The organism is Streptomyces ruber, assembly GCF_014648075.1.
In the GTDB taxonomy this organism is placed as follows: Bacteria; Actinomycetota; Actinomycetes; order Streptomycetales; family Streptomycetaceae; genus Streptomyces; species Streptomyces ruber.
The window spans coordinates 1-24,881 of the sequence record NZ_BMQK01000006.1; the positions used below are offsets into that span (position 1 = coordinate 1).

The window sequence follows — 24,881 nt, forward strand, 5'->3', positions numbered from 1 at the left end:
GCCGCATGATCGAGATCCGCAAGCAGAACCCCGCCTTCGGCCTCGGCTCCTACACCGAACTGTCCTCCTCCAACCCCGCCGTCCTCGCCTTCCTGCGCGAGGCGCCCGCCACGGAGGAGGGCGGCGACGACCTGGTCCTGTGCGTGCACAACTTCTCCCGCTTCGCCCAGCCCACCGAGCTCGACCTGCGCGCCTTCGACGGCCGTCGTCCCGTCGAGCTCATCGGCGGGGTCCGCTTCCCCGCCATCGGTGAACTGCCGTACCTGCTCACCCTCGCGGGCCACGGCTTCTACTGGTTCCGGCTTTCCCGAGTCGCTCCCCACGCCCGCCGGGGACGTTGAGCGAGTGGGCCCGAAAGGACGCGTCATCATGGCGAAGACCGAGACCGTGTCGCTCCGTCCACGGAACCCCGGCACCGTCCATCCCATGGCCTCGCTGCGGGGTCTGCTGTGCGAGTGGCTGCCGCGGCAGCGCTGGTTCGCGGGCAAGGACCGGCCCGTCACCGACGTGTCGCTGCTGTCGATGACGGAGCTGTATCCGGGGTGCCTGCACCTGCTGGTGCGCGCCGAGCACGCCACGCCGCCGCCCTCCCTCGGCGCCCTGCCGTCCGGTGACTGCTACCAGCTGCTGCTCGGCGTGCGGGAACGGCTGTCGCCCGCGCTCCGGGACGCCTTCGTCGGCATCGCCGAGGAAGGACCCCTGGCGGGCCTCGCGGTCTACGACGCGCTGCACGACCCCCGGTCGGCGACGCTGCTCCTGGAGCGGCTGCGGCGCCCCGGCACGACGGGCCCGCTGCACTTCGAGAAGGACCCGGCGGTGCCGCTGCCCGCCGGACTGGCGCCCCGGCTGCTCGACGCGGAGCAGTCCAACACCTCGATCGTCTACGGCGACGCGTACATCCTGAAGCTGTTCCGCCGCATCCAGCCCGGCGTCAACCCGGACCTGGAGGTACCGCTCGCGCTCGCCCGGCAGCGCTGCGCCCGGGTGCCCGCGCCGGTGGCGTGGATCAGGACCACCCAGCCGCAGGACGCCACCCTCGGTGTTCTCCAGCCGTTCCTGCCCGACGCCGCCGACGGCTGGACCCTCGCCCTGCGCGCGCTCGCCTCGGGCTGCGACTTCACGGCCCAGGCGTACGAGCTGGGGCGGGCCACGGCGGAGGTGCACCTGGCGCTGGCCATGGCCTTCCCCGCCGACGCGCACGGCGAGAACGGGCCTCTCGCGCAGGTGATGGCCGGGCGGCTCGGCCCGGCCGCGCGGTGCGTCCCCGCGCTGGAGCCGTACCTGCCGGGGCTGCGGGCCGCCTTCGAGACGTTCGGCGCGTGCCGGGCCGGCCGCCCGGTGCAGCGGATCCACGGCGATCTGCACCTCGGGCAGGTGCTGCGGGCCGGGAGCGGGTGGTTCGTCATCGACTTCGAGGGCGAGCCGTCCCGGCCGCTCGCCGAGCGCCGCAGCGCCGAGTCGCCCGTGCGCGACGTCGCGGGCATGCTGCGGTCCTTCGACTACGCGGCGCGCACCCGCTGGCCCTGGCGCCCCGAATGGGCCGAGCGCTGCCGTGCGGCGTTCTGCGCGGGTTACGCGGCCGGATCCGGCTGGGACCCGCGCGCCGAACCCGGACTTCTCCGCGCCTATGAGACCGACAGGGCGGTGTACGAGGTCGTCTACGAGGCCCGGCACCGCCCCGACTGGCTCCCCGTACCGATGGCGGCGATCCGCCGGCTCGCCGTCCCCTAGGAGGCTGACACCGTGGCACTGCGTGATCCCCTGCTGTCCGAGACCGCCGACGGGGCGCGCCCCTCACGCCGGTCGCGCGGGCGCTCCCCCGCTCCGGCGCCGCTCCAGGCCGCGCCCCTGGACCCGGGCGACCGCGAGCGCCTGCTGTCGGGCCGTCATCACGACCCGCACGCCCTGCTCGGCGCGCACCCGGGCCCGGGCGGCGTGACGTTCCGCGCGCTGCGCCCCTTCGCGAGCGGGGTGAGCGTCGTGGTGGGCAGGCGGGTCACACCGCTGCGCTCCGAGGGCGACGGCCTGTTCGCGGCCGTCCTGCCGCTGGACGCGGTCCCCGCGTACACGCTGCGGGTGGCCTACGGGGACGACGTGCACAAGGTGCACGACCCGTACCGCTTCCTGCCCGCGCTCGGCGAGCTCGACCTGCACCTGATCGGGGAGGGACGGCACGAGCAGCTGTGGCAGGCGCTCGGCGCGCGGGTCATGGAGCACGGGGGCGTGACCGGCACCCGCTTCACCGTGTGGGCGCCGAACGCGGAGGGGGTGCGGGTCGCCGGGGAGTTCAACCACTGGGACGGCACCGCGTTCCCGATGCGCTCGCTCGGCGCGTCGGGCGTGTGGGAGCTGTTCCTGCCCGAGGTCGGCGAGGGCGCGCGGTACAAGTTCGAGATCGCCACCCGGCACGGCACCCGGCTGCTCAAGATCGACCCGATGGCGCGGCGGACCGAGACCCCGCCCGCGACGGCGTCGGTGGTCACCGCGAGCGACTACGCGTGGGGCGACGCGGAGTGGCTGGCGCGCCGCGCGGAGGTGCCCGTGCACCGGGCGCCGTTCTCGGTGTACGAGGTGCACCTGCCGTCCTGGCGGCCCGGCCTCACCTACCGGGGACTCGCCGAGCAGCTCCCGGCGTACGTCAAGGACCTCGGCTTCACCCACGTGGAGCTCATGCCGGTCGCCGAGCACCCCTTCGGCGGGTCCTGGGGTTACCAGGTCACCGGTTTCTACGCGCCCACCGCACGGCTCGGCACGCCCGACGACTTCAAGCACCTCGTCGACTCGCTGCACCGGGCCGGCATCGGCGTGATCATGGACTGGGTGCCCGCGCACTTCCCCAAGGACGACTGGGCGCTCGCCCGGTACGACGGGTACCCGCTGTACGAGCCGGGCGACGCGCGGCGGGCCGAGCACCCCGACTGGGGCACGTACGAGTTCGACCTGGCCCGCACCGAGGTGCGGAACTTCCTGGTGGCGAACGCGGTCTACTGGTGCGAGGAGTTCCACATCGACGGCCTGCGCGTGGACGCCGTCGCCTCGATGCTCTACCTGGACTACTCGCGCGAGGACGGCCAGTGGGAGTCCAACGCGCACGGCGGGCGCGCGGACCTCGCCGCGGTGGCGTTCCTGCAGGAGATGAACGCCACGCTGTACCGCAGGGTGCCCGGCGTGGTCACCATCGCGGAGGAGTCCACCGACTGGGGCGGGGTGACCCGGCCCACCGACAGCGGCGGCCTGGGGTTCGGGCTGAAGTGGAACATGGGCTGGATGCACGACTCGCTCGAGTACATGGGCAAGGACCCGGTCCACCGCAAGTACCACCACGACGAGATGACCTTCTCGATGGTGTACGCGTACAGCGAGAACTACGTCCTGCCGATCTCGCACGACGAGGTCGTCCACGGCAAGCAGGCCCTCGTCTCCAAGATGCCCGGCGACTGGTGGCAGCGGCGCGCGAACCACCGCGCCTACCTCGGCTTCATGTGGGCCCACCCCGGCAAGCAGCTCCTCTTCATGGGCCAGGAGTTCGCGCAGGGGGGCGAATGGTCGGTGGAGCACGGCCCCGAATGGTGGCTCACCGACCCCTCCTACGAGGCCGAACCCGACCACCGCGGCGTCCGTGACCTGGTCCGCGACCTCAACGGCCTCTACCGCCGCACCCCGGCCCTCTGGCAGCGCGACACCGACCCGGGCGGTTTCCGCTGGGTGTCGGTCGACGCGGGTGACGACAACGTCCTCGCGTTCCTCCGGTACGACGACGAGGGCTCGCCCCTGCTGGCCGTCTCCCACTTCTCCCCCGCGGTCCGCCACGACCACCGGCTCGCCGTCGGCGAGGACGTCGCCGCCTGGCAGGAGGTCCTCAACACGGACGCGGTGGCCTACGGTGGCGGTGGGGTCGTCAACCCGGACCCGGTCAAGCCGGAGGAGGGTTCGCTGCGGCTCACGCTGCCGCCCCTGGCCACGGTGTGGCTGCGGCCCGCCTGACCCGATGCGCACAGGTGTCCGACGGCCCCACCTGGGCACACGGGGAGGCGTACGGGCGGCGGACTGGTGCCGCCGACCTGCGTCTCCCTGAGGAAAAGGCGGAAACACGTGCGCACCGTTGGCGTCGAAGAGGAACTGCTGCTGGTCGATCCGGAGACCGGCGAACCGAAGGCCCTGTCCACGGCCGTCCTGGCGCGTGCCGCGCACACCGGTTCCGGCGACGACGTGTTCGAGGAGGAGCTGCACCAGCAGCAGCTCGAGTTCGCCACCCACCCGCAGTCCGACATGCGGGACATCGCCACGGAGATCGTGCGGTGCCGCAAGGAGGCCGCACGGCTCGCCGGCGAGTTCGGGGCCTCGGTGGTGGCGCTCGGCACGTCACCGCTGCCGGCCAGGCCCGCGATCACCGTGAACAACCGGTACGCGTGGATGGTCGAGCAGTTCGGGCTGCCGACGCAGGAGCAGCTGGTGTGCGGCTGTCACGTGCACGTGTCGGTGGAGTCGGACGAGGAGGGCGTCGCGGTCATCGACCGGATCCGTCCCTGGCTGCCGATCCTGACCGCGCTGAGCGCGAACTCGCCCTTCTGGTACGGCAGGGACAGCCACTACGACAGCTACCGCAACCGGGTCTGGGAGCGCTGGCCGTCCGCGGGGCCGACCGAGCTGTTCGGCTCGGGCGAGATGTACCACCGGCGGGTCGCCGACATGGTGGCCACGGGCGTCATCCGCGACGAGGGCATGATCTACTTCGACGCCCGCCTCGCCAAGAAGTACCCGACGGTCGAGATCCGGGTCTCGGACGTGTGCCTGCACGCGGACACCGCGGTGCTCGTCGCCACCCTGATACGGGGGCTCGTCGAGACGGCCGCCCGCGAGTGGCGCGAGGGCCGGCAGCCCCTGGACCACAGTGTGAGCCTGCTGCGGCTCGCCACGTTCCGGGCCGCCCGCTCGGGCGTGTCGGAGGAGCTGCTGCATCCGCTGGCCATGCGTCCCATGCCCGCCGAGGACGTGGTGCGCGCCCTGCTGGAGCACGTCGAGGACGCCCTGAAGGACACCGGCGACCTGGAGCGGGCCCGGGAGAGCGCGGCCCGGGTGCTGCGACGGGGCAACGGCGCGCGGGTGCAGCGCGAGGAGCTGGCGCGCAGCGGCGACCTGGGCGAGGTGGTCGCGGCCTGCGTGCGGCACACGCAGGAGTGACACGCCGGCCCGGTGCCGTTCCCTGGGTTCGGGACCCGGCGCGTCCAGGGGGCGCCCGGGCCCGGCGTACGGCTTCCCGGCACGGGGCTCAGAGCATCAGGACGACGGCGTAGGCCACGAAGAAGGCCGCGACCATCACGGCGAGGACGATGATCAGGGTCAGGGGCCCCTTGGCCCAGCCGGTGGGCGGGTTGTGCGTCTCCCGGGGAAGCGCCCCGGACATGCTGCTCTCCCCGGGCGGCGTCTCCCCGGGGGGCACGCCTCCGCCGGGTTCGAGGCCGGTGGCGCGCTCAGGCTGCGGATCAGGGTTCGGAGTGCTCATGCCCCCACGAGTTCCCCGCTCGGAGCGGAGGACTCGGACGAGTCGCACGGACCCGCGGGCCGTCAGCCCGGCCCCTGCTCCGCCTCATGTCCGAGGAAGCGGCTGATCTGGCCGGCCAGGCCCTCGCCGGCCGTGTCGCCGCCGCCCGGCCCCCAGGCTCCCGCGGGTGCGTCGACAGCGCCCGCCCACAGGTACCGCCGGCCCCAGTCGTCGTCCGTGCGCGGCTGGACCTGGATGTCCAGCCTGCCGAGACCGGCGTCCGCCGCCGCGGCGTACACGACGGCCGTGACGCGGCGCAGCGGGTACAGGTCGAAGCCCTCGACGAACTGTGAGTTCCGCCAGTCCAGCAGGGCGCCCTCGCCGTCGTCCCCGGCGCGCACGTCGATCTGCCCGTCCTCCAGGTGGACGCCGTGCACGGCGCCCGTCCGGTTCTCGACCGTCACCCGGAACCGGAAGTAGACCAGCCCCTCGGCCGCCTCGTCCCGGCCCCGCGGCGGCTCCGCACGCTCCACGCCGTGGACGCGTACGCGCAGGCCCGCGTGGGCTTCCTCGCACTCCTGCCAGTCCCCGATCACATTGGGCACGCGCACAGCTCTTCACCTCCCGCCCGGCGCAACGCATCTATCCACGCGGCCGACACGCTGTCAAACGGGACCGGGCGTCCCGTCGCGGCGGCGCGGCCGCCGCGCGGCGTGCGATCATGCCGTGCGCTGCCGGGATGCCCCTGGCAAGGGCCGCGATCCCCGCTCCCACGTGCCACACATCACACGCCGGCCCGGACCTGGCGGGTACGGCCGGCAGTCCTCCGGCCCCCGGGAACCGCCCGGTGAGCCGCGCCGCGAGGGCACGCCGCAGGCACCTCGAAGGCGTACGCATGAGCGACGCACTAGTTGTCGATTTCACCCACCGGAACCGGCCGCATGCGCTACGTTCGATCACCGCCGGTTCCCATCGGCGGCGGTGACCGGCAGGAAAGACAGAGGTTACGGCGCATGCAGCCCTTCAGCACCGCCCCGCCCGCCGCCCCCGTCACGGGAGGCCTCGCCGACAGCCTCTTCGACCGGGCGAGCCGGGAACCCGGGCTGCCGCTGCTCTCCCGCCGCGCCGGGGACGGCGGCCCCTGGACCCAGGTGAGCGCGGCCGAGGTGCGGGACGAAGTGGTCGGCCTGGCCAAGGGGCTGGTGACCAGCGGGATACGGCCGGGCGCCCGTGTCGCGATCATGGCGCGCACCCGGTACGAGTGGACGGTGCTCTGCCTCGCCCTGTGGACGGTGGGCGCGGAGGTCGTGCCCGTCCATCCGGCGTCGTCGCGCGACCAGGTGGAGTGGATCCTCGGGGACGCGGGATGCGTCGGCGTCGTCGTCGAGGACGAGCAGGGCGCGATGACGGTCGGCTCGGTGTGCGGCCGGCTGCCCCGGCTGCGCCACGTGTGGCAGCTGGACGACGGGGCGCTGCCGCGGCTGGCGGAGGGCGGTGCGCTGCTGCCGGGGTCGGCCGTCGACTCGCTGCGCCGCATCGTGCCGCCGGACTCCCCCGCGGTGATCGCCTACACCTCCGGCACCAGCGGCCGCCCGAAGGGCTGCGTCCTCACCCACCGCGGGCTCGCCGCCCCCTGCGACACGCTGCTGGCCGGCTGGGGGCACACGACGGCGCCGCCCGGGGAACAGCCGTCGGTCCTCGCCTTCCTGCCCTTCTCCCACGTCTACGGGCTGATGGTGCAGGGGATCTGCCTGCGCGGCGGGCTGCTCATGGGACACGAGCCCGAGCCGCGCGAGGACGCCCTCGCCGCCGACCTCCTCACCTTCCGCCCCACCTTCGTCTTCGCCGTCCCCTCCGTCTTCGAGAAGCTGTACAAGAACATGCTCGGACGGGCCCGGGAGGCGGGCCGCGGCACGCTGTTCGAGCGCGCGGTCCGCACGGCACAGGACCACGCCGCGGCGGTCGAACGGCAGCGCCTGGGCCGTGGCCACGGTCCCGGGCCCGAACTGCGGTTGCAGCACGCCTTCTACGAACGGACCGTGTACCGCAGGCTGCGCGCCGCCCTGGGCGGGAGGGTGTGCGGCGCGGTGTCCGGGGGCTCGCCGCTGAGCCGTGAGACGACCCTGTTCTTCTCGGGCATCGGCATCCCCGTCCACGACGGCTACGGCCTCACTGAGACCGGCGGCGGCGTCACGGCACAGCCGGTGGGCCGGGAGAAGGCCGGCACCGTGGGCCGTCCGCTGCCCGGCACGGAGATACGGGTCGCGGAGGACGGGGAGATCCTGGTGCGGGGCCCGTCGGTGTTCCGGGGCTACGCGGGCGACGAGGGAGCCACCCGGGCGGCGTTCAGGGACGGCTGGCTCGCCACGGGGGACATCGGGCGGTTCGACGCCGAGGGCTACCTGTCGATCACGGGGCGCAAGAAGGACGTCGTCGTCACCAGCGGCGGCCGGAGCGTGGCACCGGCGCCGCTGGAGGAGCGCCTGCGCATGCACCCGCTGGTCCACCAGGCCGTCGTCGTGGGCGACGACCGGCCCTGCGTGGGTGCCCTGATCACGCTCGACCCCGACTTCGTGGCGCACTGGCGCCGCGCCCGCTCCGGCCGCGGCGGGCGCCGGGAACGGGACGAGCGGGAGGAGCTCGAGGAGAACGCGCTGCGGCGGGAGGTACGGCGCGCCGTCGCCGCCGCCAACAGCACGGTGTCGCGCGCGGAGTCCATCCGGGTGTTCCGCGTCCTGCCGCAGCCCTTCGACACGGCCGGCGGACTGCTGACCCCCTCGATGAAGCTGCGCAGGGACGTCATCGTCCGGCGGTACGCCGAGGAGATCGACGCCATGTACGCGGCGTCCCCGCGCGCGGCCCGCGAGCCGCTCCCGGACGCGTCGGCGAGCTGGGACGACGCCGACGACGTGTTCCGCCCCGCGCGCTGACGGGATCCGCCGCCGGGTCCCTCCGGATGCGCCGACCCACCGGGGTGGCGCATTCTTGCTGAAACGGTGGGCCGACCGCACCGGGACGAGAGCGGGAACGATGCATGGGAGCACCGAGCGCGCCGGCCCCGCGGCCGGGAGTCCGCGGGCCGTGCTCACCGCTGCCGTGACGGACGCGCTGCGCGCCGTGGGCGGCTGCGCGGGCGGCGTGTACCTGCGGACCAGCACGCCCGGGCTGCTGCGCGTCTCCGTACTGGCGGGGGTGCCCGGGCCGCTGTTCCGGCCCTGGTGGCAGCTGACCGTGGACCGGCCCTTCCCCGTCGCCGACGCCCACCGGACGGGCTCGCCCGTGGTGCTCGCCGACGCCACGGAGACGATGCGCCGCTACCCGCAGCTGGCGGCGGGCCTGCCGTTCCGGTTCGGCTCGGTGTACGTGCCGGTGGTGGGCGGCTCGACGCGGTACGGGGTACTGACGGTGCTGCGTCCCTCGGCGTCCGACACCGCGGACACGTTCACCGGGGGCGACGGGCTCAGGAGGCTCGCCGCGGTCGCGGACCGGCTCGGCGCCGGACTGCTGGCGCTCCAGCGGGCGGGCGCCGAGGTCGCCTGGGACGGGGAGCCGCTGTGCGTACGGCCCCCGGCCGCCGCCGAGCCGCCCGTCGGCCGGGTCGGCCACTTCACCTGGGATCCGGCGCGCGCGGCCGTCACCGTGGACGACACGCTGCGGGACCTGGCGGGCGTGCCGGACGCCACCGGGGACGGCGGCACGACGTGCACGCCCGAGCGGCTCGCCGCCGCGGTGGCGTCCGGTGACGCGCCGCTGCTGCTGTCCGCCCTGCGGGACGCCGCGGCCGGGCTCCCCGCGGGCGGGCCGCTGCTGGTGCGGGCGGCCGACGGCGCACCCCGTCTGTTCGAGTGCCGGGCCCGCTCCGGGCCGCCCCTGGTGGACGGTCTCGTCATCGACCCGGGTCCGGGTCCGGCGGCGGCCGCCGCGACCGACCTGCTGCCGGACGGCGTGTTCGCCTTCGACCGGCTGGGGCTGATCACCTACGTCAACCCGCGCGCCGCCGCTCTGCTCGGCCGCCCCCGCGAGGAGCTCGTCGGCCGGCCCCTGTGGGAGGCGGTGCCCTGGCTGGACCGGCCCGCCTACGAGGACCACCTGCGCGGGGCGCTGCTCTCCCCGGACCCGGTGACCTTCCATGTGCGGCGCCCCCTCGGCGACGGCACGGCCGGTGTCCCGCTCGGGCCGCAGCGGCACGGCGGCGACTGGCTGACCCTGTCGGCGCACCCCGGTCCCGACCTGGTCACCTGTCGGCTGGTACCGCTGGGGCAGGTCGCGGACACGGCGACGGTCCCGCCCGTGGACGAGGCGCGGACGACCGCGGGGACGGCCTCGCTGGCACCGGTGTACCGGCCGATCGCCCTGGCCATCGCGCTGTCGGAGGCCATGACGGCCCAGCAGGTCTCCGAGGTGGTGACACGGGAGTTGCTGCCCGCCTTCGGCGGCCGCCGGCTCGCCATCTTCCTGCTGCACGAGCGGCACCTGTACCTGGCCTGGGAGTCCGGCTTCCCCAAGGGATTCCTCGCCCGGATCTCCGGGTCGCCTCTCGACGCCCCGCTGCCGGGCGCGCACACCCTCACCACCGGGCGCGCCCTGTTCTTCGAGTCGATGGAGCACCTGTCGGCCGCGTACCCCGGCATGCAGCTGGAGAGCAGCCTGGGGTCGCGGGTCTTCCTGCCGCTGATCGCCTCGGGCCGCCCGGTGGGCACCTGCATCATCGGCTTCGACCGGCCGCGCCGCTTCACCGGTGAGGAACGCACCGTGCTGACCGCGCTCGGCGGCCTGATCGCCCAGGCCCTGGAGCGGGCCCGCCGCTACGAGACCGAGGCCGGGCTCGCGCGCGGACTGCAGCAGGTCCTGCTGCCGCACCGGCTGCCCGCGCACCCCCTGGTGGAGACCGCCGGCCGCTATCTGCCCGGTACGCAGGGCATCGACGTCGGCGGTGACTGGTACGACGTCGTGGAGGCCGGCGACGGGCTGGCGCTCGTCATCGGCGACGTGCAGGGCCGCGGTGTGCAGGCCGCGGCCACGATGGGCCAGCTGCGCAGCGCGGTGCGGGCGTTCGCGCTCGGCGACCACTCGCCCGACGAGGTGATGAGCAGCACCAACCGGCTGCTCATCGACCTCGACCCGGGCCAGTTCGCCACCTGCTGCTACGTACGCCTCGATCCGGTGAGCGGCACCGCCCTCGCCACGCGCGCCGGGCATCCGCAGCCGCTGCTGCGCCACCCCGACGGCCGTACCGACGTCCTGGGCCTGCCGGGCGGGGTGGTGCTGGGCGTGGACCCGGACGCCTACTACCCGGTGACCGAGCTGCGGCTGGGCCCGGGTGCCGTGCTGGCGCTGTTCACCGACGGGCTGGTGGAACGGCCGGACGCCGACATCGACGAGGGCGTGGAGGACCTGCGCGCGGGACTGTCCCGTGCGGGCGCGCCCACCGGCGGCCCGCAGGGCGGCTTCCTGGCCGCGCTCGCGGACACGCTCACCGAGGACGCCCGCCGCAGGACCGCCCGGCCCGACGACATCGCGCTGCTCCTCGCCCGCCGCCGGGACGGGTGACGGCCGCGTGCCGGTGCCGCCTCAGGACGGCGGTACGACGGCCACCGGGCAGGGCGCGTGGTGCACGAGGGCGTGGGCCACCGAGCCGATCCGGGTCCCGATCGCCCTGCGGTGGGCGCGGCGCCCGGCCACCATCAGCTGGGCGTTGCCGGCCACCGACAGCAGGACCTGCCCCGCGCTGCCGATCTCGACGTGCTCGGCCACCCGCACCTCGGGGAACCGTTCCCGCCACGGGCGCAGGGCCTCGGCCAGCGCCTTCTTCTCGTACGGTTCCAGGCCGCCGGCCTCGTCCGCGAGCCGGAGCGAGCCCGGGCTGTAGCCGAAGACCGGGGGCAGGTTCCAGGCGCGGACGGCGCGCAGCGGGGCGCCGCGCGCGGCGGCGGTCTCGAAGGCGAAGCGGAGCGTCCCGGCGCTGTCCTCGGGACTGCCGTGCTGGCCGACGACGATCTCCCGGCCGACCGCCTCGGCCTCGGCGCGGTCGCCGGAGCGGACCAGGACGACGGGCCGGGTGGCCCGGGCGATCACCTGCTGGCCCACGGAGCCCAGCAGGAAGCCGACGACGGCGCCGTGCCCCCGCGAGCCCAGCACCAGCATCCCGGCGCCGTCGGCCTCGGCGATCAGGGCGTCGACCGCGCCGTCCGTCACGAACTCCGTCGCCAGGTCGAGGCCGTCGTGCTCCGCGCGCACGGCCTCCTCGGCGTCCCGCAGCGCCTGCCGGGCCCACTGCTCCTGGGTCTCGGGGTCGGTGGCCACGACCGGGTCGCGGGCCTGCCGCTCCCAGGCGTGGACGAGGCGCAGCGGCATCCCGCGCCGCACGGCCTCGCGCGCTCCCCAGGCCGCGGCGGCCCTGCTCTCGGGTGTTCCGTCCACTCCCACACTGATCGGGCGGGTCATGCGGCTGCCTCTTTCGTCGCGGGGCCACTGTCGTGCGGTCGTACGGCACCTACCCCCGGTCCCGTACCCCTACCGCGCGCACCATGCGGTCGGCGAGGGCGCGCGCCTCGGGGACGAGGGTGTGCAGACGGTCCGGCTCGTGCCCGAGGTAGGCGGCCCGCGCGTGGGCCAGTACGGGACGGTCGCCGGGCGGGAGCCGGTCCAGGGCCCACGCCGCGGCGGCGTCCTTGGACCGGATGTCGCCGGTCTCCAGGGTCGTCCAGACGCGCGCGAGGGTGAGCAGCACGTTGCGGGTGTCGGACTCCAGCCCGGCGAGGAGGCCGGGCACGCCCGCGAGGACCGCCCGCCGCAGGTCCTCGGCGGGTACGGGGTCGAGGACCTCGGCCGGCGGCGGGCCGTACAGCGCGGTGCCGCCGCGCAGGGTCATCGTGAGGACGGGCGCGAGGTCGGGGTCGTCGGCCGGCTCGGGCACGGTCCCGCGTTCGTACTCCTCGCGCAGCCACTCCCCGTACTGGAACTCCCGGCGGGGCGGGTGGCGCCAGGGCCGTACGTCGTCCCGCGCGACGACGGTGAGTTCGACGGGCCGGACGGGACCGCCGGGCGCGCCCGACATGCCCAGCAGCCCGTCGACGAGGGCCTGCCGCTCCTCGGCGGCCGTCCGGCGCCGTGTCACGGCGAGCACGTCGAGGTCGCTGAACGGGCGCAGGCCGCCGAGCACGGCGCTGCCGTGCGCGTAGGCGCCCAGGAGGGCGGAACCGAGCACCCGGCGCACGAGGCCCACGACGGCGTCGAGTTGCGTCACGGACCGGATGGTAGGCGGCGGCCGTCTCCGTCCGCCAGGCGATTTCCGCTCGCGGCCGGTGGCCGTCAGTTCACCGTCGCGCCGTACATCTCGCCCAGCGGGTCGGCGATCAGTTCCACGCGGGCGCCGTCGGGGTCGCGGAAGTAGAGCGAGGTGCCGCTCTCCTCCACGTACTCCACACCGGCGGCGGCGAGCTTGTCGCGCAGCCGCTCCCAGGTGGCGGGTTCCACCGAGATCGCCACGTGGTGGAGTCCGCCGAGGACCTCGGCGTACGGGCCGAGGTCGAGGCCCGGGAAGTCGAAGAAGGCGAGCAGGTTGCCGTTGCCCAGGTCGAAGAAGAAGTGCGTGGAGCCCTCGTAGTCGCGGTTCCCGATCATCTCGGTGAGCGGGAACTCCAGCAGGTCCTGGTAGAACCGCACGGTCCGCTCCACGTCGGCGGAGAGCAGCGCGGTGTGGTGGATGCCGCGGGCGCTGCTCGCGGGACGGTCCGCCGGGGCGGTCAGGTACCGGTCCCGGATGCGCTCGCGTTCCGCCTCGATCGCTGCGAGGTCGACTGGGTCCACGGAAGGCTCCTGGAAGGCTCAAAAGTTCGCTGTTCAATCACTTCTGGTCCACTCTAGGCGCCCCACACACCGGGTCAACCCGACACGCGGTGGTACGGACGGCGTCATAACGACGCGATGGGGACCCCGTCATGGACGGCACGTCCCCGTCGTGGCCGTCGGGGCCGGTCCGGTCACCGGCCGCGACGGCCTCCTTCGCGGGTCCGTACCTCGGTACGGGCGCCGACCACTGACGCGCCTCGGGAGCTAGTGCGCGTCACAGCACCCGTCGCGCCGCATCAGCCGTCCCACCTCCAGCCAGTCGTCCGCCCCGGCCGCCGGCATGCTCCGGGCCGCGGGCTCGAAGGCGCGGACCAGTTCCTCGGTCGTGTACGGCACTCCGCCCCGCAGGACGGACACCGTCCGGACGAGGGTGCGGAAGTCCGTGAACGGGTCGCCGTCGACGACGGTCAGATCGGCCAGCCTGCCCCGCTCCACCGTCCCGAGGTCGCCGTCCAGGCCGAAGACCCGGGCCGGCAGGACCGTCGCGGTGCGCAGCGCCCCGGCCGGGGAGAGGCCGCCGCGGTGCAGGGCGCGCAGGGCGAGGTGGAGGTGGAGGCCGACGGGCACGAGGGGCTGGTCCGTGCCGAGGGCGACGAGTCCGCCGGCGGCGAGGATCCGCCGGTAGACGTCGGTCTCGGTGCGCAGCGTGGCGAGCTGGGCCGCCGTCGGCGGGGTGCCGGCCGACTCCCGTACGGCCGCGGCGTCCCACGGCGGCATGACGACGGTGACCCGCGGGTCGTCGGCGAGCCCGGGGTCGTCGCCGAGGAGCGGTGCGGCGGTGAACGGGGTGGCGATCAGCGAGAAGTGCGCTCCGCGTGCGCTGTAGATCTCCACCACGTCCTGGTACGCGCGTCCCGTCGCCGTGGTGGCGTGCCCGTACTCGGCGCGCTGGGTGGCCTGGAGGTGCGTCGTCAGGTCCTGGCCGAGCCGGATGCCCGGGGAGAGCAGGTGGCTCCCGGCGCGGACGCCGAGGCGCTCGTGGGCGAAGCGCGCCGCCTCCTCCATCACCCAGCCCGGGGCGCGCACATAGGTCTTCACGAAGTCCCAGTCCAGCGCGGCACCGCGGGCGAGCGAGCGGCGCAGCCCCTGCCGGGTGCGGTGGGCGCGGCCCATGCTGTAGGCGACGCGGGCGCCGTCGAGGAGTTCTCCGGTGGTCAGCAGCCGGGGCCCGGCGAGTTCCCCGGCGGCCACCGCCTCGCGCAGGCGCGCCTGTTCGTACGCGAAGCCGCCGAGGGAGACGGCGGTGGTGATGCCGTAGGTGAGCTGGCCGGCGGTCTGGCGGCCGCCGTAGGTGTACTGCCAGGGGTGGGTGTGGGTGTCCCACAGGCCGGGGATCACGGTCCGCCCGGAGGCGTCGACGCGCCGCAGGGCCGCGCGCCGGTTCGTCCGGTGCGGTTCGACGGCCGCGACGCGCCCGCCCCGGACCACGATGTCCACGTCGTCGCGGACCTCCTCGCCCGTGCCGTCCCACAACTGCCCGGCGTGCACCACGACGTCGGCGGGGGTCGGCCGGGTGCGGTCCAGCGGGACGCGCACGGTGCGGGCGGCGGTGCCGTCGGCCCGGACCAGGCGCAGCCGGTCGCCGGACAGGTACAGCAGGGTGCGGGAATCCCCGGACCAGGACGGGTGGTCGGCGGGCTCGGTGGTGAGGGTGCGCAGCTCGCCGCGCGGGGTGCCGTCGGGGCCGACGGGCAGTACGCACAGCGCGGACTCGACGACGAGGGCCATCGAGCGGCCGTCCGGTGACCAGACGGGCCCGCTGTCGTAGCGGTCGGCGATCGACGTGTGCGGGGCGACCTGGTACCGGCGGTCGGTGCCGGCCGCGGTGCCGGACCCGTCGGGCACGTCGACCACCCGCACGACGTTGTGGCCCTCGCGGAAGCGGAGGTTGACGCGGGTACGGTCGCACAGGGCCAGCCGGCGGCCGTCGGGCGACCAGCTGGGGCGGCCGGGCAGCCCGCCGCCGCCGAGGGGCTCGGCGAGCACCCGCTCCGCGCCGGTCGCGAGGTCCCGCACGAGGAGCCGTCCGGTCATGTCCAGGCAGGCCAGCCGCCGTCCGTCGGGCGACAGCGCGGGGTGCACCCGGCCGCCGGCCGCGAGCGCGGTCTCCTCCCCCGTGGCGAGGTCGTGCCGGTACACGCCGAGGAGTCCGTCGCGGTCGTCGGCGTACACCAGTGACCGGCCGTCGCGCGCCCAGGACGGTGCGAGGAGGTACCGGGTGGCGCCCGCGCGCCGCAGCCGCCGGGGCGGACGGCCGCCCGACGTGCTCGCCAGCCACAGGGAGTTGAGGGCCGCGAAGGCGATCTGCCGGCCGTCCGGCGACAGCGCGGGCAGGTGCACCCCCCGTACGGCTCTCACCCGTGCCTCCCCCAGGTCGTGACGCTTCGTCCGGTACCGGGGCCGGTCGACGGGCAGCACACCGTCGAAGGGGATCGTCCGCGGGTGTTCCGGCCGGTCCGGGCGCAGCAGGGTGAAGGCGCCGTCCACCGTCAGGAGCAGTTCCCCGGCCGGTGTCCAGCGCGGCGGTACGGGGGCGACGTCCCCGGCGACCGGTACGGGGGCGCCGTCGACGACGAGGGTGCAGGAGGCGTTCGGTGCGGCCGTGGTCCTCAGGTGGGCCAGCCGGCCGTCGGGGGCGACGGCCGGGGTCATCAGCTGCGCGGTTCCCGTCCCGGTGTACTCGGCCTTCACCGGGCCCGCTCCGTCGGCGGGGACGGCGGCGATCGTGCGGGCCCGCAGGGCGGTGGTGCCCTCGGCCGTGGTGACGGCCTCCGCGCGGACGAAGAGCACGCGCGCGCCGTCCGGGGACCAGGTCGGGTCGAAGTCCTCCCACGCGCCGTCCTGGAGCGGGCCGTCCTGCCCGGCGAGGCCGGTGACACGGGTGATGCGGCCGGTGCGCAGGTCCAGGACGTGGACGCGGTAGGGGGCGCCGTCGACCGGGTCGCCGCCGCGCTCGGAGGCGAAGGCGAGGCGGGTGCCGTCGGGCGAGAAGGCGGGGGCGCGGTCGTCCCAGGGGCCGTCGGTGCGCTGCCGCAGTCCGGAGCCGTCGGGGCGGACGGTCCACAGGTGGAAGCCGCCGTCGCGGTACGCGCAGAAGGCGACCAGCTCGCCGTCCGGGGCGTGCACGGGGCGGTTGGGTTCGAGGTCCGCCGGGGTGAGCGGGCGCGCCGCACCGCCGGAGCGCGGCACGGACCACAGGGTGCTCTGCACCTCGGCGACCATCCGGTCCCCGGTGGGCGAGAGGGTCGCCGCGCCGTTGGTGGCCCGGGTGAAGGACAGCTCGACGCCGGTGCGGGCGCGGGCCGGGGCGGGGGCGATGCCGAGGAGCGGGACGGCCCCCGCGGCGGCGAGGAGCTGACGGCGGGTCGGACGGAGGGCGTGCGGAGGAGGGGGCGCGGGGAGCGGGGAGGAGGGGCGGGGGGCGTCGGTACTCCGGTCACGGTCCATGACAGCTCACGCTGACGCACCGTCCGCCCCGCGACAACAGGGCGTCGTCAGGGAACCGGGGTGGTGCCGCCCCGGGCCGCGGCGGAGGTGTGGCGGTGCCGCGTCCACAGCGGCAGCACGAACCAGCAGAGCACGTACCAGGCGAACACCCCGCCCACCAGCCACGGCACCGCTCCGTGGTGGGTGGCCAGCCGCAGGATCAGCAGCAGCGCCGCGGTCATCGTGATCAGCAGCAGGACGAGGCCCGTGAAGGTCAGGCGGGCCGCCCAGGCCACCGCCTGCGGCTTCACCCGCCGGCCGACGAGGAGGCGGTGCAGGGAGACCGGGCCGATCAGGGCGCCGGTGGCCGCGGCGCCGAGAACGACCGTGACGACGTAGATGGTCCGGTCGGTCTGGCGCAGGTGCTCGTACCGGGGCGTGAACACGACGGTGAGCAGGAAGCCGAACAGGATCTGCACGCCCGTCTGGGCCACGCGGACCTCCTGGATGAGCTCGCCCCACTTGCGGTCGGCGCGCTCCTCCTCGGTCTCGTGACGGCCACGTCCCACGTCGGTGTCGTCGGCGGGCACCTTTCCTCCCCGTGGGCTCGGTCGTTCCTTCCCCTGTCTCCCCCCTCGTCCGGCGGGAGGGGCGCGGCGGGCCGCGGGCGCGCCGACCGGTCCACCCGGGCGGGTGAACCGGTCCGGCTCGGCCGGTACCGCGTACCGACGGGTGACCGGGCCCGTCGGGTCAGACCTTGCGCCAGCGTGCCAGCGCGAAGGAGAACACGCCGAACAGGACCAGCCCCGCGGCCACGATCATCAGCAGGACCTGGCCCATCGGGGCCTCGGCGAACGAACGCAGCGTGTCGTCCAGCCCCTTGGCCTCGTCCGGCCGGTACTCGACCGCGGCCCGGACCGCGAAGCCGCCCGCCGCGGCGAACACCAGGCCGCGCGCCGCCCCGCCGACCACTCCGGTGAGGTCGACGGCCCGGCGGGTGGCACGGGACATCTGCCCGAGGCGCAGGTGCTTGCGGTACTTCCGCAGCACCGCGCGGGCCGCGATCCAGACGCCCGCGACGACGATGCCGGCGCCGGCCGCGGCCACGAGCCACTGGCCGCCGGGCCAGCCCAGGGCCCTGGCCGTGATGTCCCGCGACTGCTGGTCGCTGGAGTCGCCGCCGCCGGAGCCCGCCGCGAAGGAGAGCACCGAGTAGGCGACGACCGCGTAGAAGACGCAGCGGGCGGCCGCCGTGAGCCGTTTGCGCCACGACCGGCCGTCCTCGCCCGCCGCGCCGAAGACCGTCTCCGACAGGCGCCACAGCGCCATGCCGACGACCCCGGCGCCCAGCGCCCACAGCAGCACGGAACCGAAGGGCTGCGCGGAGAGTTCCTGCAGGGCGCCGCCGCGGTCGGCCTCCTTGCCGCCGCCGTCACCCGAGGCGATCTGCAGGGCCAGCAGCCCGACCAATAAGTAGATGACCCCCCGCGCGGTCAGACCGGCCCGTGCGGCGCCCTCCGTCGCGGAGGATCTCGCCGCGCGGCCGCCTCGCGTCAGGCCGCTCGCGTGTGTCGCCACCGCTCACCTGGCCCCTTCCGCGGCCCGGGCCCCCTCCAGCCGCAGCTGGAGCTGGACCTCCTGGTCGCCGGCGATGGTCCCCACCTCGGTCACGAGGAACGTCTCCTCCAGGACCTCCTTCAGCCGGTGCACCGCCTTCGGGCTGCCCTGCGCGTCGAGGCTGACCGACCCGGACAGCGGCCCGGGGTGCGCCCGGCCGGATCCGGAGCCGGACGGGGCCCCGGACCCCTCGCCGGACACCTCGTCCGCGGGGTCGTCGGGCAGTTCGAACGTACCGCTCCAGACGGTCGGCCGGTCGGGTTCCGCCTGGCTCTGGTGCAGTTCCTCGCCGGTGCAGCGGTCGGAGACGAAGTGCGCGCACAGCGCGTCGAAGATACGGCTCGCGTTCTGCGCCAGGCAGTCACTGAGAACCACCTGGACCTGGTAAAGAGGCTGCCGGGACGTACTCACAGGTGTCCTCCTTGTCGTGGACGGCGGTGTCCGTGTACCCCCAGCGTGCGGCCGAAACGGGATCCGCGCATGTCACGTGCCCGGCCGCGGCGGCCGGAGGGGACTGCTCCGGAACGTCCCGCGCCGTACGGCGGTGGCGGCGGCCGGGCCGGGCACACGAAGGGAGGAACGGCCGGCGGAAGCGGCGGACAGGACCGACGAAAGTGATGGGGCAGGGCGCATGGATGACTCGACATGGACGATCGTCGTCGTGGCCGCGGTCCTCGCGGCCGTCGTGCTCGGGGTGGCGGTGGCCCTGCTGGTCCGGCTCGTGCGGGCCCGCCGCGATCTGCGGCGCGCGGGGCTGCCGGCCGGGCCCCGCTGGGTGTTCTGGGGAGCCGTCCTCTATCTCGTCCTGCCGGCCGATCTGATGCCCGATCCGGTCTTCCTGGACGACGTCGGGGTCCTGCTGCTGGCGCTGAGGACACTGCGCACGTCCGCGCGGACCGCGGAAGACGCCAACCCCGCAGTGAACACAGCGGACGCAGAAGGCGCAGCACCGGCCGACGGGACGGGACGGCCGCTGACGAAGTGAGCCGCGGCCGTCCGTCAGCGGCGGCGGACGCGGGCGCCCGACTGGGTCCGGGCGAGCGCGTGCAGGTACTCCAGCGCGTCGAGGACCACGGTGCGGTCGTACCAGGAGAGCCAGCGTCCGGCCTCCGTGCCGACCACGGCGAGCGCCTCGGCCTGCGCGGGCGTCGGCTCCCGGATCGTCTCCGCGAAGTGCGCGGAGACCATGCCGACGCACACGCCGGGGGCGGGGGTCAGGGGGACGCTGTGGCAGGCGCGGCTGCCCGCGCGCAGGATGGCCTGCCGCGCCGGTTCGGTGAACACCGGGTGCGTGGCCACGTCGGGGACGGTGACCGGGGCGACGTCGTGCGCGGCCAGCGCGCACGACGTGCCGTCGTCGCCCACGTGCCCGAAGAAGTCGACGAAGTCCTGGGGGAGACCGATGTGCTCCTCCATGCGCAGTCCGCCCCGCCCGTGGTCGGTGGTCTGCACGTTCCCCATGCCGCTGCCGACGACGGTGAGGGTCTGGCTGAGCACCGCCCTCAGGACGTGCCCGCGGTTGCCCGGCTCGATGTCACGGGCCGACGCGAAGGTGAGGCGCGGCTCGGGGCGCCGGACGCGGCGCGGGAACCACAGGCGCTCCCGCTCCTCCGGCCGCGGAACGCTCAGCACGGCGCCCGCCAGGATCCGCAGCTTGACGTTGCTCCTCTGCGAGGCGCGCTGCAGCAGGGCGAACGCGCTCTCCGCGTCCGCCAGCGCGTAGCGCTCCCGCAGGATGCCCTGCGCCTGGGCGACGACGGAGCGGCCGGTCGCCCGCGCGCGCAGGTGCCGTGCCTCCTCGCGCAGCCGCAGCAGCTCTTCGCGCAGCGCCACGCTGCCCGGGTCCGGCAGTGGTTCCCCACTCCTCGGCATCGGCACCGGCATCCACGTCCTTCCTCTTCCGCCGTGGTGCCGTCGCGGAGCCGTGTCCGCCGGACGGCACTCGGCTGCGCCTGCCCCGTCCCGCCGGGAGTACGCAAGTCCTCCCCTCCCGTACGTCACCGCGCCCGGAACGTCTACCGTCTGCGCATGGCACTCGACCCGCGGGACCAGGCGGTCCGTGACCCGTACGACACCCCCTCCGAGCGCGGCGGGCAGGGGGTGCACGAGACGCTCGACGGCCTCCTGGAGCGGGCCGCCGCGCTCGCCCGGCCCGGCCGCCGCGCCCTGCTCGGCATCGCCGGGAGCCCGGGTGCGGGCAAGACCACCCTGGCCGAGCGGCTGGTCCGGGCGCTGAACGGCGACGGGGAGCCGTGGGCGGCGCACGTGCCGATGGACGGCTTCCACCTCGCCGACGTCGAACTGCGGCGGCTCGGCCGGCTGCGCCGCAAGGGGGCGCCCGACACGTTCGACGCGGCCGGTTACGCGGCGCTGCTGCGCCGGCTGCGCGAGGACGAGGACGACGTCGTGTACGCGCCGGGCTTCGAGCGCGTCCTGGAGCAGCCGGTCGCGGGCGCGATCCCGGTGCCGCGCGCGGCCCGCCTGATCGTCACGGAGGGCAACTACCTGCTGCTGGACGACGGTGACTGGGCACGCGTACGGCCCCGGCTCGACGAGGTGTGGTTCTGCGAGGTGGACGAGGAGGAACGCGTCCGGCGTCTGGTGGCCCGGCACGAGGAGTTCGGCAAGGAGCGTGCGGAGGCGGTCGCCTGGGCACGGGGGACGGACCAGCGGAACGCCGACCTGGTGGCCGCGACGCGGCACCGCGCGGATGTGGTGGTACGGCTGACCGGGGGCCGGTGAGGTCCGTGCGGCCGCCGGCGCGGGACTCCGGGTCGGGACGGGTGTCGTCGCCGTGGACGCCCGTCTCGTCGCCGCGGATGCCGTACCGCAGCGGGAAGCGGGCGACGGCTCCGGTGAGCGCGGCGTCGTGGCGGCCCTCCGTCGCCCCGCCGTCGTACACGTTCGGCATCCGGCGCGGCCGCTCCTGCGACGCGACGGCCTCCGCCCCGCTGTCCCTCCTCACGCGTGCCCGGACCGCCGGGGCCGACCGCCCGCCGCGTCGGCACCGCGGGGACCGGAGCGGTCGCCCCTCCTGCATCACCGGTACCGCGGCCCTGCAGAAGCAGAGCGCCGCCGGACCCGACGAGGGCGGCGGCGATCACGGCGGGGACGACCCCGGCGCGGCGCTGGTCCGTGTCGCGTACGGGGCCCGACGCGGGCGCGCCGGGCGGTGCACCGCCCGGCCCGGGCCCGGCCGCGCGGGCCGCGTGCCCTGCCACGGGAAGGGCGGGGTGCCGCGGGTCCGTGCCGGGCGAGCGGTCCGGCTTCGGCTCACCGGGCGAGGCGGTGCCGGGGCCGCGCCCGGCCGTCCAGTCCCCATGGCCCGCCCTCGCGCCCCGGAGGACGCGGTGCGTCACGGGCCCGTCCCGGGCATCTGGTCCGGCGCGGCGGTACCGTACGGTCGTCCGGGTGGGGCCGGGGCGGCCGGTGTCACGCGCGGGGGGTTCCTCGGTCCCGCGGGGCGCCCCTCCGGCTCCCCGCGTCCGGGCGGCTGTGTCACGGTGCTCCCTTCGGACACCTGCGACCGGGACGGCCGCGTGTCGTGTGCACGCCGTGCCGCCGTCCCGTGCAGGGGTACGCGACGGCCGCCCGGCCGGTTCACCCGCCGGGCGCCGTCCTCAGGCCCCGCCCGTGCCCCCGCTGCCGAAGGACCCGCTGGAACCGGAGTCCCAGCGGGGGCGCTGCTGCGACTCGCTCGGCTTGCTGCCGGTGGTGTTCAGGTCGTGCGCCGTGAGCCGTCCCGTCCCCGTACCGGGCATCTCGTTGGGCTCCCGCACCTCCTGGGTCTCGCCGATCGGGCCGGAGGAGGGCGGCCGGGTGGGCTGCTCCTGGGGCAGCGGCCGCCTCGGCTCGCGACGCTTGACGTTGATGCCGAGCCGTACGGCCCAGACCAGGAGACCGGCGACGATGATCCCGCCGACGACGATGGCGCCCACGCCGAGGCCCGAACTCGCCCACGCTGCTACGTAGTGACTCGTGTTCATGCCCGCCGGATACCCCGAGCGGGCGGGCGGATGCCCCACCGGGCGGTACTGTTCCGGACCGGCCCGAGTGGCTCCGGTGCCGTGCGGGTACCGGCTCCGTCGGAGGTGTGTGCCTGTGCATGAGGAAACCGGACACCACGTCGCCGGCGGGCCGCTGCGGACACGGGGCACGGAGTCATGACACCGCACGGCCCGTACCCGCCCTCGCCCTGGCACCTCACGGGCGACATGCTCGTCTCGTTGTGGCGCGTCCCCGTGGACGAACTGCCGCGCTGGCCCCTGCCGCCCGGCGTCCGCCCGTGGGTCCTGCGGCGGCGCTGCACCCTGGTCACCTTCTGGGTCGACTACCGGCCGGGCGGCGTCCTCGCCTACCGCGAGTTCCTCGTCGGCCTCGCCGTGCGCCACCGGCGTGGCCTGGCCGCCACCGCCGTGGCCGTCTGGGTGGACGACGAGCGGTCGCTGGCCGGCGGACGCGCACTGTGGGGCATCCCCAAGGAGCTCGGCGTCCTGCGGGTGCACAGCGACGCCGACGGCATGCGCAGCGAGCTGGTGCCCTCCGGCGCCGCTCCGGTCCGCGCCGGCCACCTCGACCGCCTCCGGCTGCCCTTCCCGCTCGTCGCGCGCACCCGGCTCGTGCAGCGGCTGCCGGACGGCACGGTCGGCCGGATTCCCGTACGGATCGGCGGACGGGCCGCCGTCGGACGCACCGTGATGTCGGCGGACCCGGCGGCGGACCTGTCCTTCCTCGGGCGCCGCCGGCCCGTGGTCTCGCTGACCGTCCGTGACTTCCGCGGCGTCGTGGGCGAGCGCTGAGCCGGGGCCGGGCGGGCGCGTCGGGCGCCGCCGCCCACCACCGTCACGACTGCGTCGGCCAGACCACGGCCTGGGCGACGACGACGTTCTCGCCGTCGAAGGTGACGGCGGGGCCTCCGTGCAGTGCGTAACCGAGACCGATCGCTTCGCTGACGCGTCGGCAGAACGCGGCGTCGTCCGGACCGGTGAGGACGCGGTAGACGGGCAGTCCGTCCGGTGGGGTGCTCATGGGGCCGAGTATGGCAGTCCGCCGGTCAGCCGACGCGTGAGCCCCCTGGGGCGGACCCTCCCCGGCGGGCGCGCTCCCGGGGCGCCGGCCGGACGAGAACCCGGTCCGGCCGGACCGGTCGGGTTCAGCGCCGCGGCTCTCCCTGCCCGCGCCAGGGCTGCGCCAGGGCCACCAGCGCGACACCCGCCGCGGCCACCGTGACCAGCATGATCAGGGCCATCGGCAGGGAGCTGTCCTCGCCGAACACCCCCACCAGCGGCGAGGCCACCGCGCCGAAGAGGAACTGCAGCCCGCCGAGGAGCGCGGACGCGGCGCCCGGGGTGTCGCGGGCGAGGGCCTGGCCGATGCTCATCGTCGACGGGAAGACCAGGCCGACACCGCAGAGGGTGACGAACAGGGTGATCCAGGTGCCCGCCAGGGTCTCCCCCGCCGTCAGCACCAGCACCGTCTGCGCCAGCGCGCCGAGCGCCGCCACGCCGACACCGGTCACCAGCAGCGTGATGAGCCGGACGCGGCCGGCCAGCCGGGAGAAGAGGAACCCGGCGATCAGCATGCCGACGGCGTTGACGGCGAAGACGAGGGAGTACATGCCCGACGACACGCCGTGCAGGTTCTCGAAGACGAAGCTGGAGCCGCCGATGTAGGCGAACATGGCCGCCGACACCAGCGCGAGGACGAGCACGTACCCCATGAACGCGCGGCGGCCGAGCAGGGCGCCCATCGCCCGGAACGTGGCTGCCAGTCCGCCGCCGTGCCGCCGCTCGGGCGGCAGCGTCTCCGGCACCTTCCGCAGGACGGCGAGGAGCAGCAGGACGCCTATGACGGTCAGGACGGCGAACACCGCGCGCCAGGTGGACACGGACAGGATCGCCCCGCCGAGCACCGGCGCGGCGATCGGCGCCACGCCCATGATCTGGGACAGCACCGCGAAGTAGCGGGGCAGGTCGGCGCCGTGGAAGCGGTCGGTGAGGACGGCCCGGGCGAGCACCATGCCCGCCGCGCCGGCCACGCCCTGGAGGAAGCGCGCGGCGATCAGGACGCCGACGTTCGGCGCCACCGCGCAGACCAGGGAGAACAGCACGAAGCCGGCGGTGCCGCCGAGGAGCAGCCGGCGGCGGCCGAGTCCGTCGCTGAGCGGCCCGAACAGCAGCTGGCCGACGACGAGGCCGGCCAGGAACGCGGTCATGGTGAGCTGGACGGCCGAGCTGCTCGCGCCGAGCGCGTCGCCCATGTCGGGGAAGCCGGGGACGTACATGTCGGTCGCCAGCGGGGCGACCGAGGTCAGGGCCGCGAGGACGGCGACCAGACCCGCGGCGGTCCCCTTCGACGGGGGCGGGGACGCGGCGGAGGGCGGGGACGGAGCGGTCGCGCGCACCTCGGGGGCGGGCGAGTCGGGCAGGGATACCATGGGCACAACCGTAAACCATTAGTTCACTGGTTAACGAATATCGGCCGACGCGGCACCGGCCCGCGGTGC

At 75.3% G+C, this 24,881-nt stretch carries 22 protein-coding genes; 9 read left to right on the plus strand and 13 right to left on the minus strand.

From position 1 onward, the window contains the following. From IEZ04_RS15525 to IEZ04_RS15540, 4 genes are all read left to right on the plus strand, one after another. Positions 1-341: alpha-glucosidase C-terminal domain-containing protein (locus IEZ04_RS15525; RefSeq protein ID WP_189217453.1), on the plus strand; the 341-nt coding region annotated here is incomplete at its 5' end. Between the two features lie 28 nt (positions 342-369). Beyond that, positions 370-1,731, plus strand: coding sequence for a maltokinase N-terminal cap-like domain-containing protein (locus IEZ04_RS15530; protein WP_189217454.1), 1,362 nt, complete (start codon positions 370-372; stop codon positions 1,729-1,731). A 12-nt stretch (positions 1,732-1,743) separates the two neighbouring features. After that, positions 1,744-3,984: a 1,4-alpha-glucan branching enzyme gene (gene glgB, locus IEZ04_RS15535; RefSeq protein WP_189217455.1), complete on the plus strand. Its 2,241-nt coding sequence runs from the start codon at positions 1,744-1,746 to the stop codon at positions 3,982-3,984. A gap of 108 nt (positions 3,985-4,092) precedes the next feature. Beyond that, a complete protein-coding gene (locus IEZ04_RS15540) occupies positions 4,093-5,181 on the plus strand; it encodes a glutamate--cysteine ligase 2 (protein WP_189217456.1) in 1,089 nt (362 codons plus the stop codon). A gap of 88 nt (positions 5,182-5,269) precedes the next feature. Here IEZ04_RS15540 and IEZ04_RS15545 read toward each other — a convergent pair whose 3' ends face one another. Both IEZ04_RS15545 and IEZ04_RS15550 read right to left on the minus strand, forming a co-directional pair. Beyond that, a complete protein-coding gene (locus IEZ04_RS15545) occupies positions 5,270-5,503 on the minus strand; it encodes a DUF6480 family protein (protein WP_189217457.1) in 234 nt (77 codons plus the stop codon). A gap of 62 nt (positions 5,504-5,565) precedes the next feature. After that, positions 5,566-6,093 (minus strand): hypothetical protein, encoded by a 528-nt coding sequence (locus IEZ04_RS15550; protein WP_189217458.1) that lies wholly within the window; start codon positions 6,091-6,093, stop codon positions 5,566-5,568. Positions 6,094-6,495: 402 nt separating this feature from the next. On the opposite strand from IEZ04_RS15550, the gene IEZ04_RS15555 reads away from it, so the two are divergent. Both IEZ04_RS15555 and IEZ04_RS15560 read left to right on the plus strand, forming a co-directional pair. Further along, positions 6,496-8,412, plus strand: a complete 1,917-nt coding sequence (locus IEZ04_RS15555) for an AMP-dependent synthetase/ligase (RefSeq protein WP_189217459.1) — start codon at positions 6,496-6,498, stop codon at positions 8,410-8,412. A 100-nt stretch (positions 8,413-8,512) separates the two neighbouring features. Then, positions 8,513-11,032 (plus strand): SpoIIE family protein phosphatase, encoded by a 2,520-nt coding sequence (locus IEZ04_RS15560; protein WP_189217460.1) that lies wholly within the window; start codon positions 8,513-8,515, stop codon positions 11,030-11,032. 21 nt (positions 11,033-11,053) lie between these two features. On the opposite strand, the gene IEZ04_RS15565 is transcribed toward IEZ04_RS15560, so the two are convergent. From IEZ04_RS15565 to IEZ04_RS15595, 7 genes are all read right to left on the minus strand, one after another. Further along, complete coding sequence (locus IEZ04_RS15565) at positions 11,054-11,926, minus strand: universal stress protein (RefSeq protein WP_189217461.1); 873 nt, start codon at positions 11,924-11,926, stop codon at positions 11,054-11,056. Positions 11,927-11,975: 49 nt separating this feature from the next. After that, a complete protein-coding gene (locus IEZ04_RS15570) occupies positions 11,976-12,728 on the minus strand; it encodes an aminoglycoside adenylyltransferase family protein (RefSeq protein WP_189217462.1) in 753 nt (250 codons plus the stop codon). A gap of 65 nt (positions 12,729-12,793) precedes the next feature. Then, on the minus strand, positions 12,794-13,291 hold the full coding sequence (locus IEZ04_RS15575) for a VOC family protein (protein ID WP_189217463.1): 498 nt from the start codon (positions 13,289-13,291) through the stop codon (positions 12,794-12,796). Between the two features lie 246 nt (positions 13,292-13,537). Further along, the gene (locus IEZ04_RS15580; RefSeq protein ID WP_189217464.1) at positions 13,538-16,780 is read right to left on the minus strand and encodes an amidohydrolase family protein; all 3,243 of its coding nucleotides are present in this window, start codon (positions 16,778-16,780) and stop codon (positions 13,538-13,540) included. 47 nt (positions 16,781-16,827) lie between these two features. Next, entirely contained in the window at positions 16,828-17,349 is a 522-nt protein-coding gene (locus IEZ04_RS15585; protein WP_189217465.1) for a DUF6328 family protein, read from the minus strand. A gap of 160 nt (positions 17,350-17,509) precedes the next feature. Next, complete coding sequence (locus tag IEZ04_RS15590) at positions 17,510-18,337, minus strand: DUF1206 domain-containing protein (RefSeq protein WP_189217466.1); 828 nt, start codon at positions 18,335-18,337, stop codon at positions 17,510-17,512. A gap of 3 nt (positions 18,338-18,340) precedes the next feature. Continuing rightward, positions 18,341-18,787 carry a hypothetical protein gene (locus IEZ04_RS15595; RefSeq protein WP_189217467.1) on the minus strand — a complete coding sequence of 149 codons (447 nt, stop codon included), beginning with the start codon at positions 18,785-18,787 and terminating at the stop codon, positions 18,341-18,343. A gap of 220 nt (positions 18,788-19,007) precedes the next feature. Here IEZ04_RS15595 and IEZ04_RS15600 point away from each other — a divergent pair, with 220 nt between their 5' ends. Further along, positions 19,008-19,361, plus strand: coding sequence for a DUF1232 domain-containing protein (locus IEZ04_RS15600; RefSeq protein WP_189217468.1), 354 nt, complete (start codon positions 19,008-19,010; stop codon positions 19,359-19,361). Positions 19,362-19,375: 14 nt separating this feature from the next. On the opposite strand, the gene IEZ04_RS15605 is transcribed toward IEZ04_RS15600, so the two are convergent. Further along, positions 19,376-20,260, minus strand: a complete 885-nt coding sequence (locus IEZ04_RS15605) for an ANTAR domain-containing protein (protein ID WP_229821056.1) — start codon at positions 20,258-20,260, stop codon at positions 19,376-19,378. Positions 20,261-20,404: 144 nt separating this feature from the next. On the opposite strand from IEZ04_RS15605, the gene IEZ04_RS15610 reads away from it, so the two are divergent. Further along, positions 20,405-21,118 (plus strand): nucleoside/nucleotide kinase family protein, encoded by a 714-nt coding sequence (locus IEZ04_RS15610; RefSeq protein WP_373296318.1) that lies wholly within the window; start codon positions 20,405-20,407, stop codon positions 21,116-21,118. Between the two features lie 878 nt (positions 21,119-21,996). Here the strand turns inward: IEZ04_RS15610 and IEZ04_RS15615 are convergent. Then, positions 21,997-22,362, minus strand: coding sequence for a DUF6479 family protein (locus IEZ04_RS15615; RefSeq protein WP_189217469.1), 366 nt, complete (start codon positions 22,360-22,362; stop codon positions 21,997-21,999). A gap of 177 nt (positions 22,363-22,539) precedes the next feature. Between IEZ04_RS15615 and IEZ04_RS15620 the strand changes: the two genes are divergently transcribed. Further along, on the plus strand, positions 22,540-23,175 hold the full coding sequence (locus tag IEZ04_RS15620; protein WP_189217470.1) for an acetoacetate decarboxylase family protein: 636 nt from the start codon (positions 22,540-22,542) through the stop codon (positions 23,173-23,175). A gap of 43 nt (positions 23,176-23,218) precedes the next feature. Here the strand turns inward: IEZ04_RS15620 and IEZ04_RS15625 are convergent, their stop codons facing one another. Together IEZ04_RS15625 and IEZ04_RS15630 are read right to left on the minus strand one after the other, a co-directional pair. Then, positions 23,219-23,404 carry a DUF1737 domain-containing protein gene (locus IEZ04_RS15625; protein ID WP_189217471.1) on the minus strand — a complete coding sequence of 62 codons (186 nt, stop codon included), beginning with the start codon at positions 23,402-23,404 and terminating at the stop codon, positions 23,219-23,221. A 124-nt stretch (positions 23,405-23,528) separates the two neighbouring features. Beyond that, a complete protein-coding gene (locus IEZ04_RS15630; RefSeq protein ID WP_189217472.1) occupies positions 23,529-24,812 on the minus strand; it encodes a multidrug effflux MFS transporter in 1,284 nt (427 codons plus the stop codon). Positions 24,813-24,881: the final 69 nt, after the last annotated feature.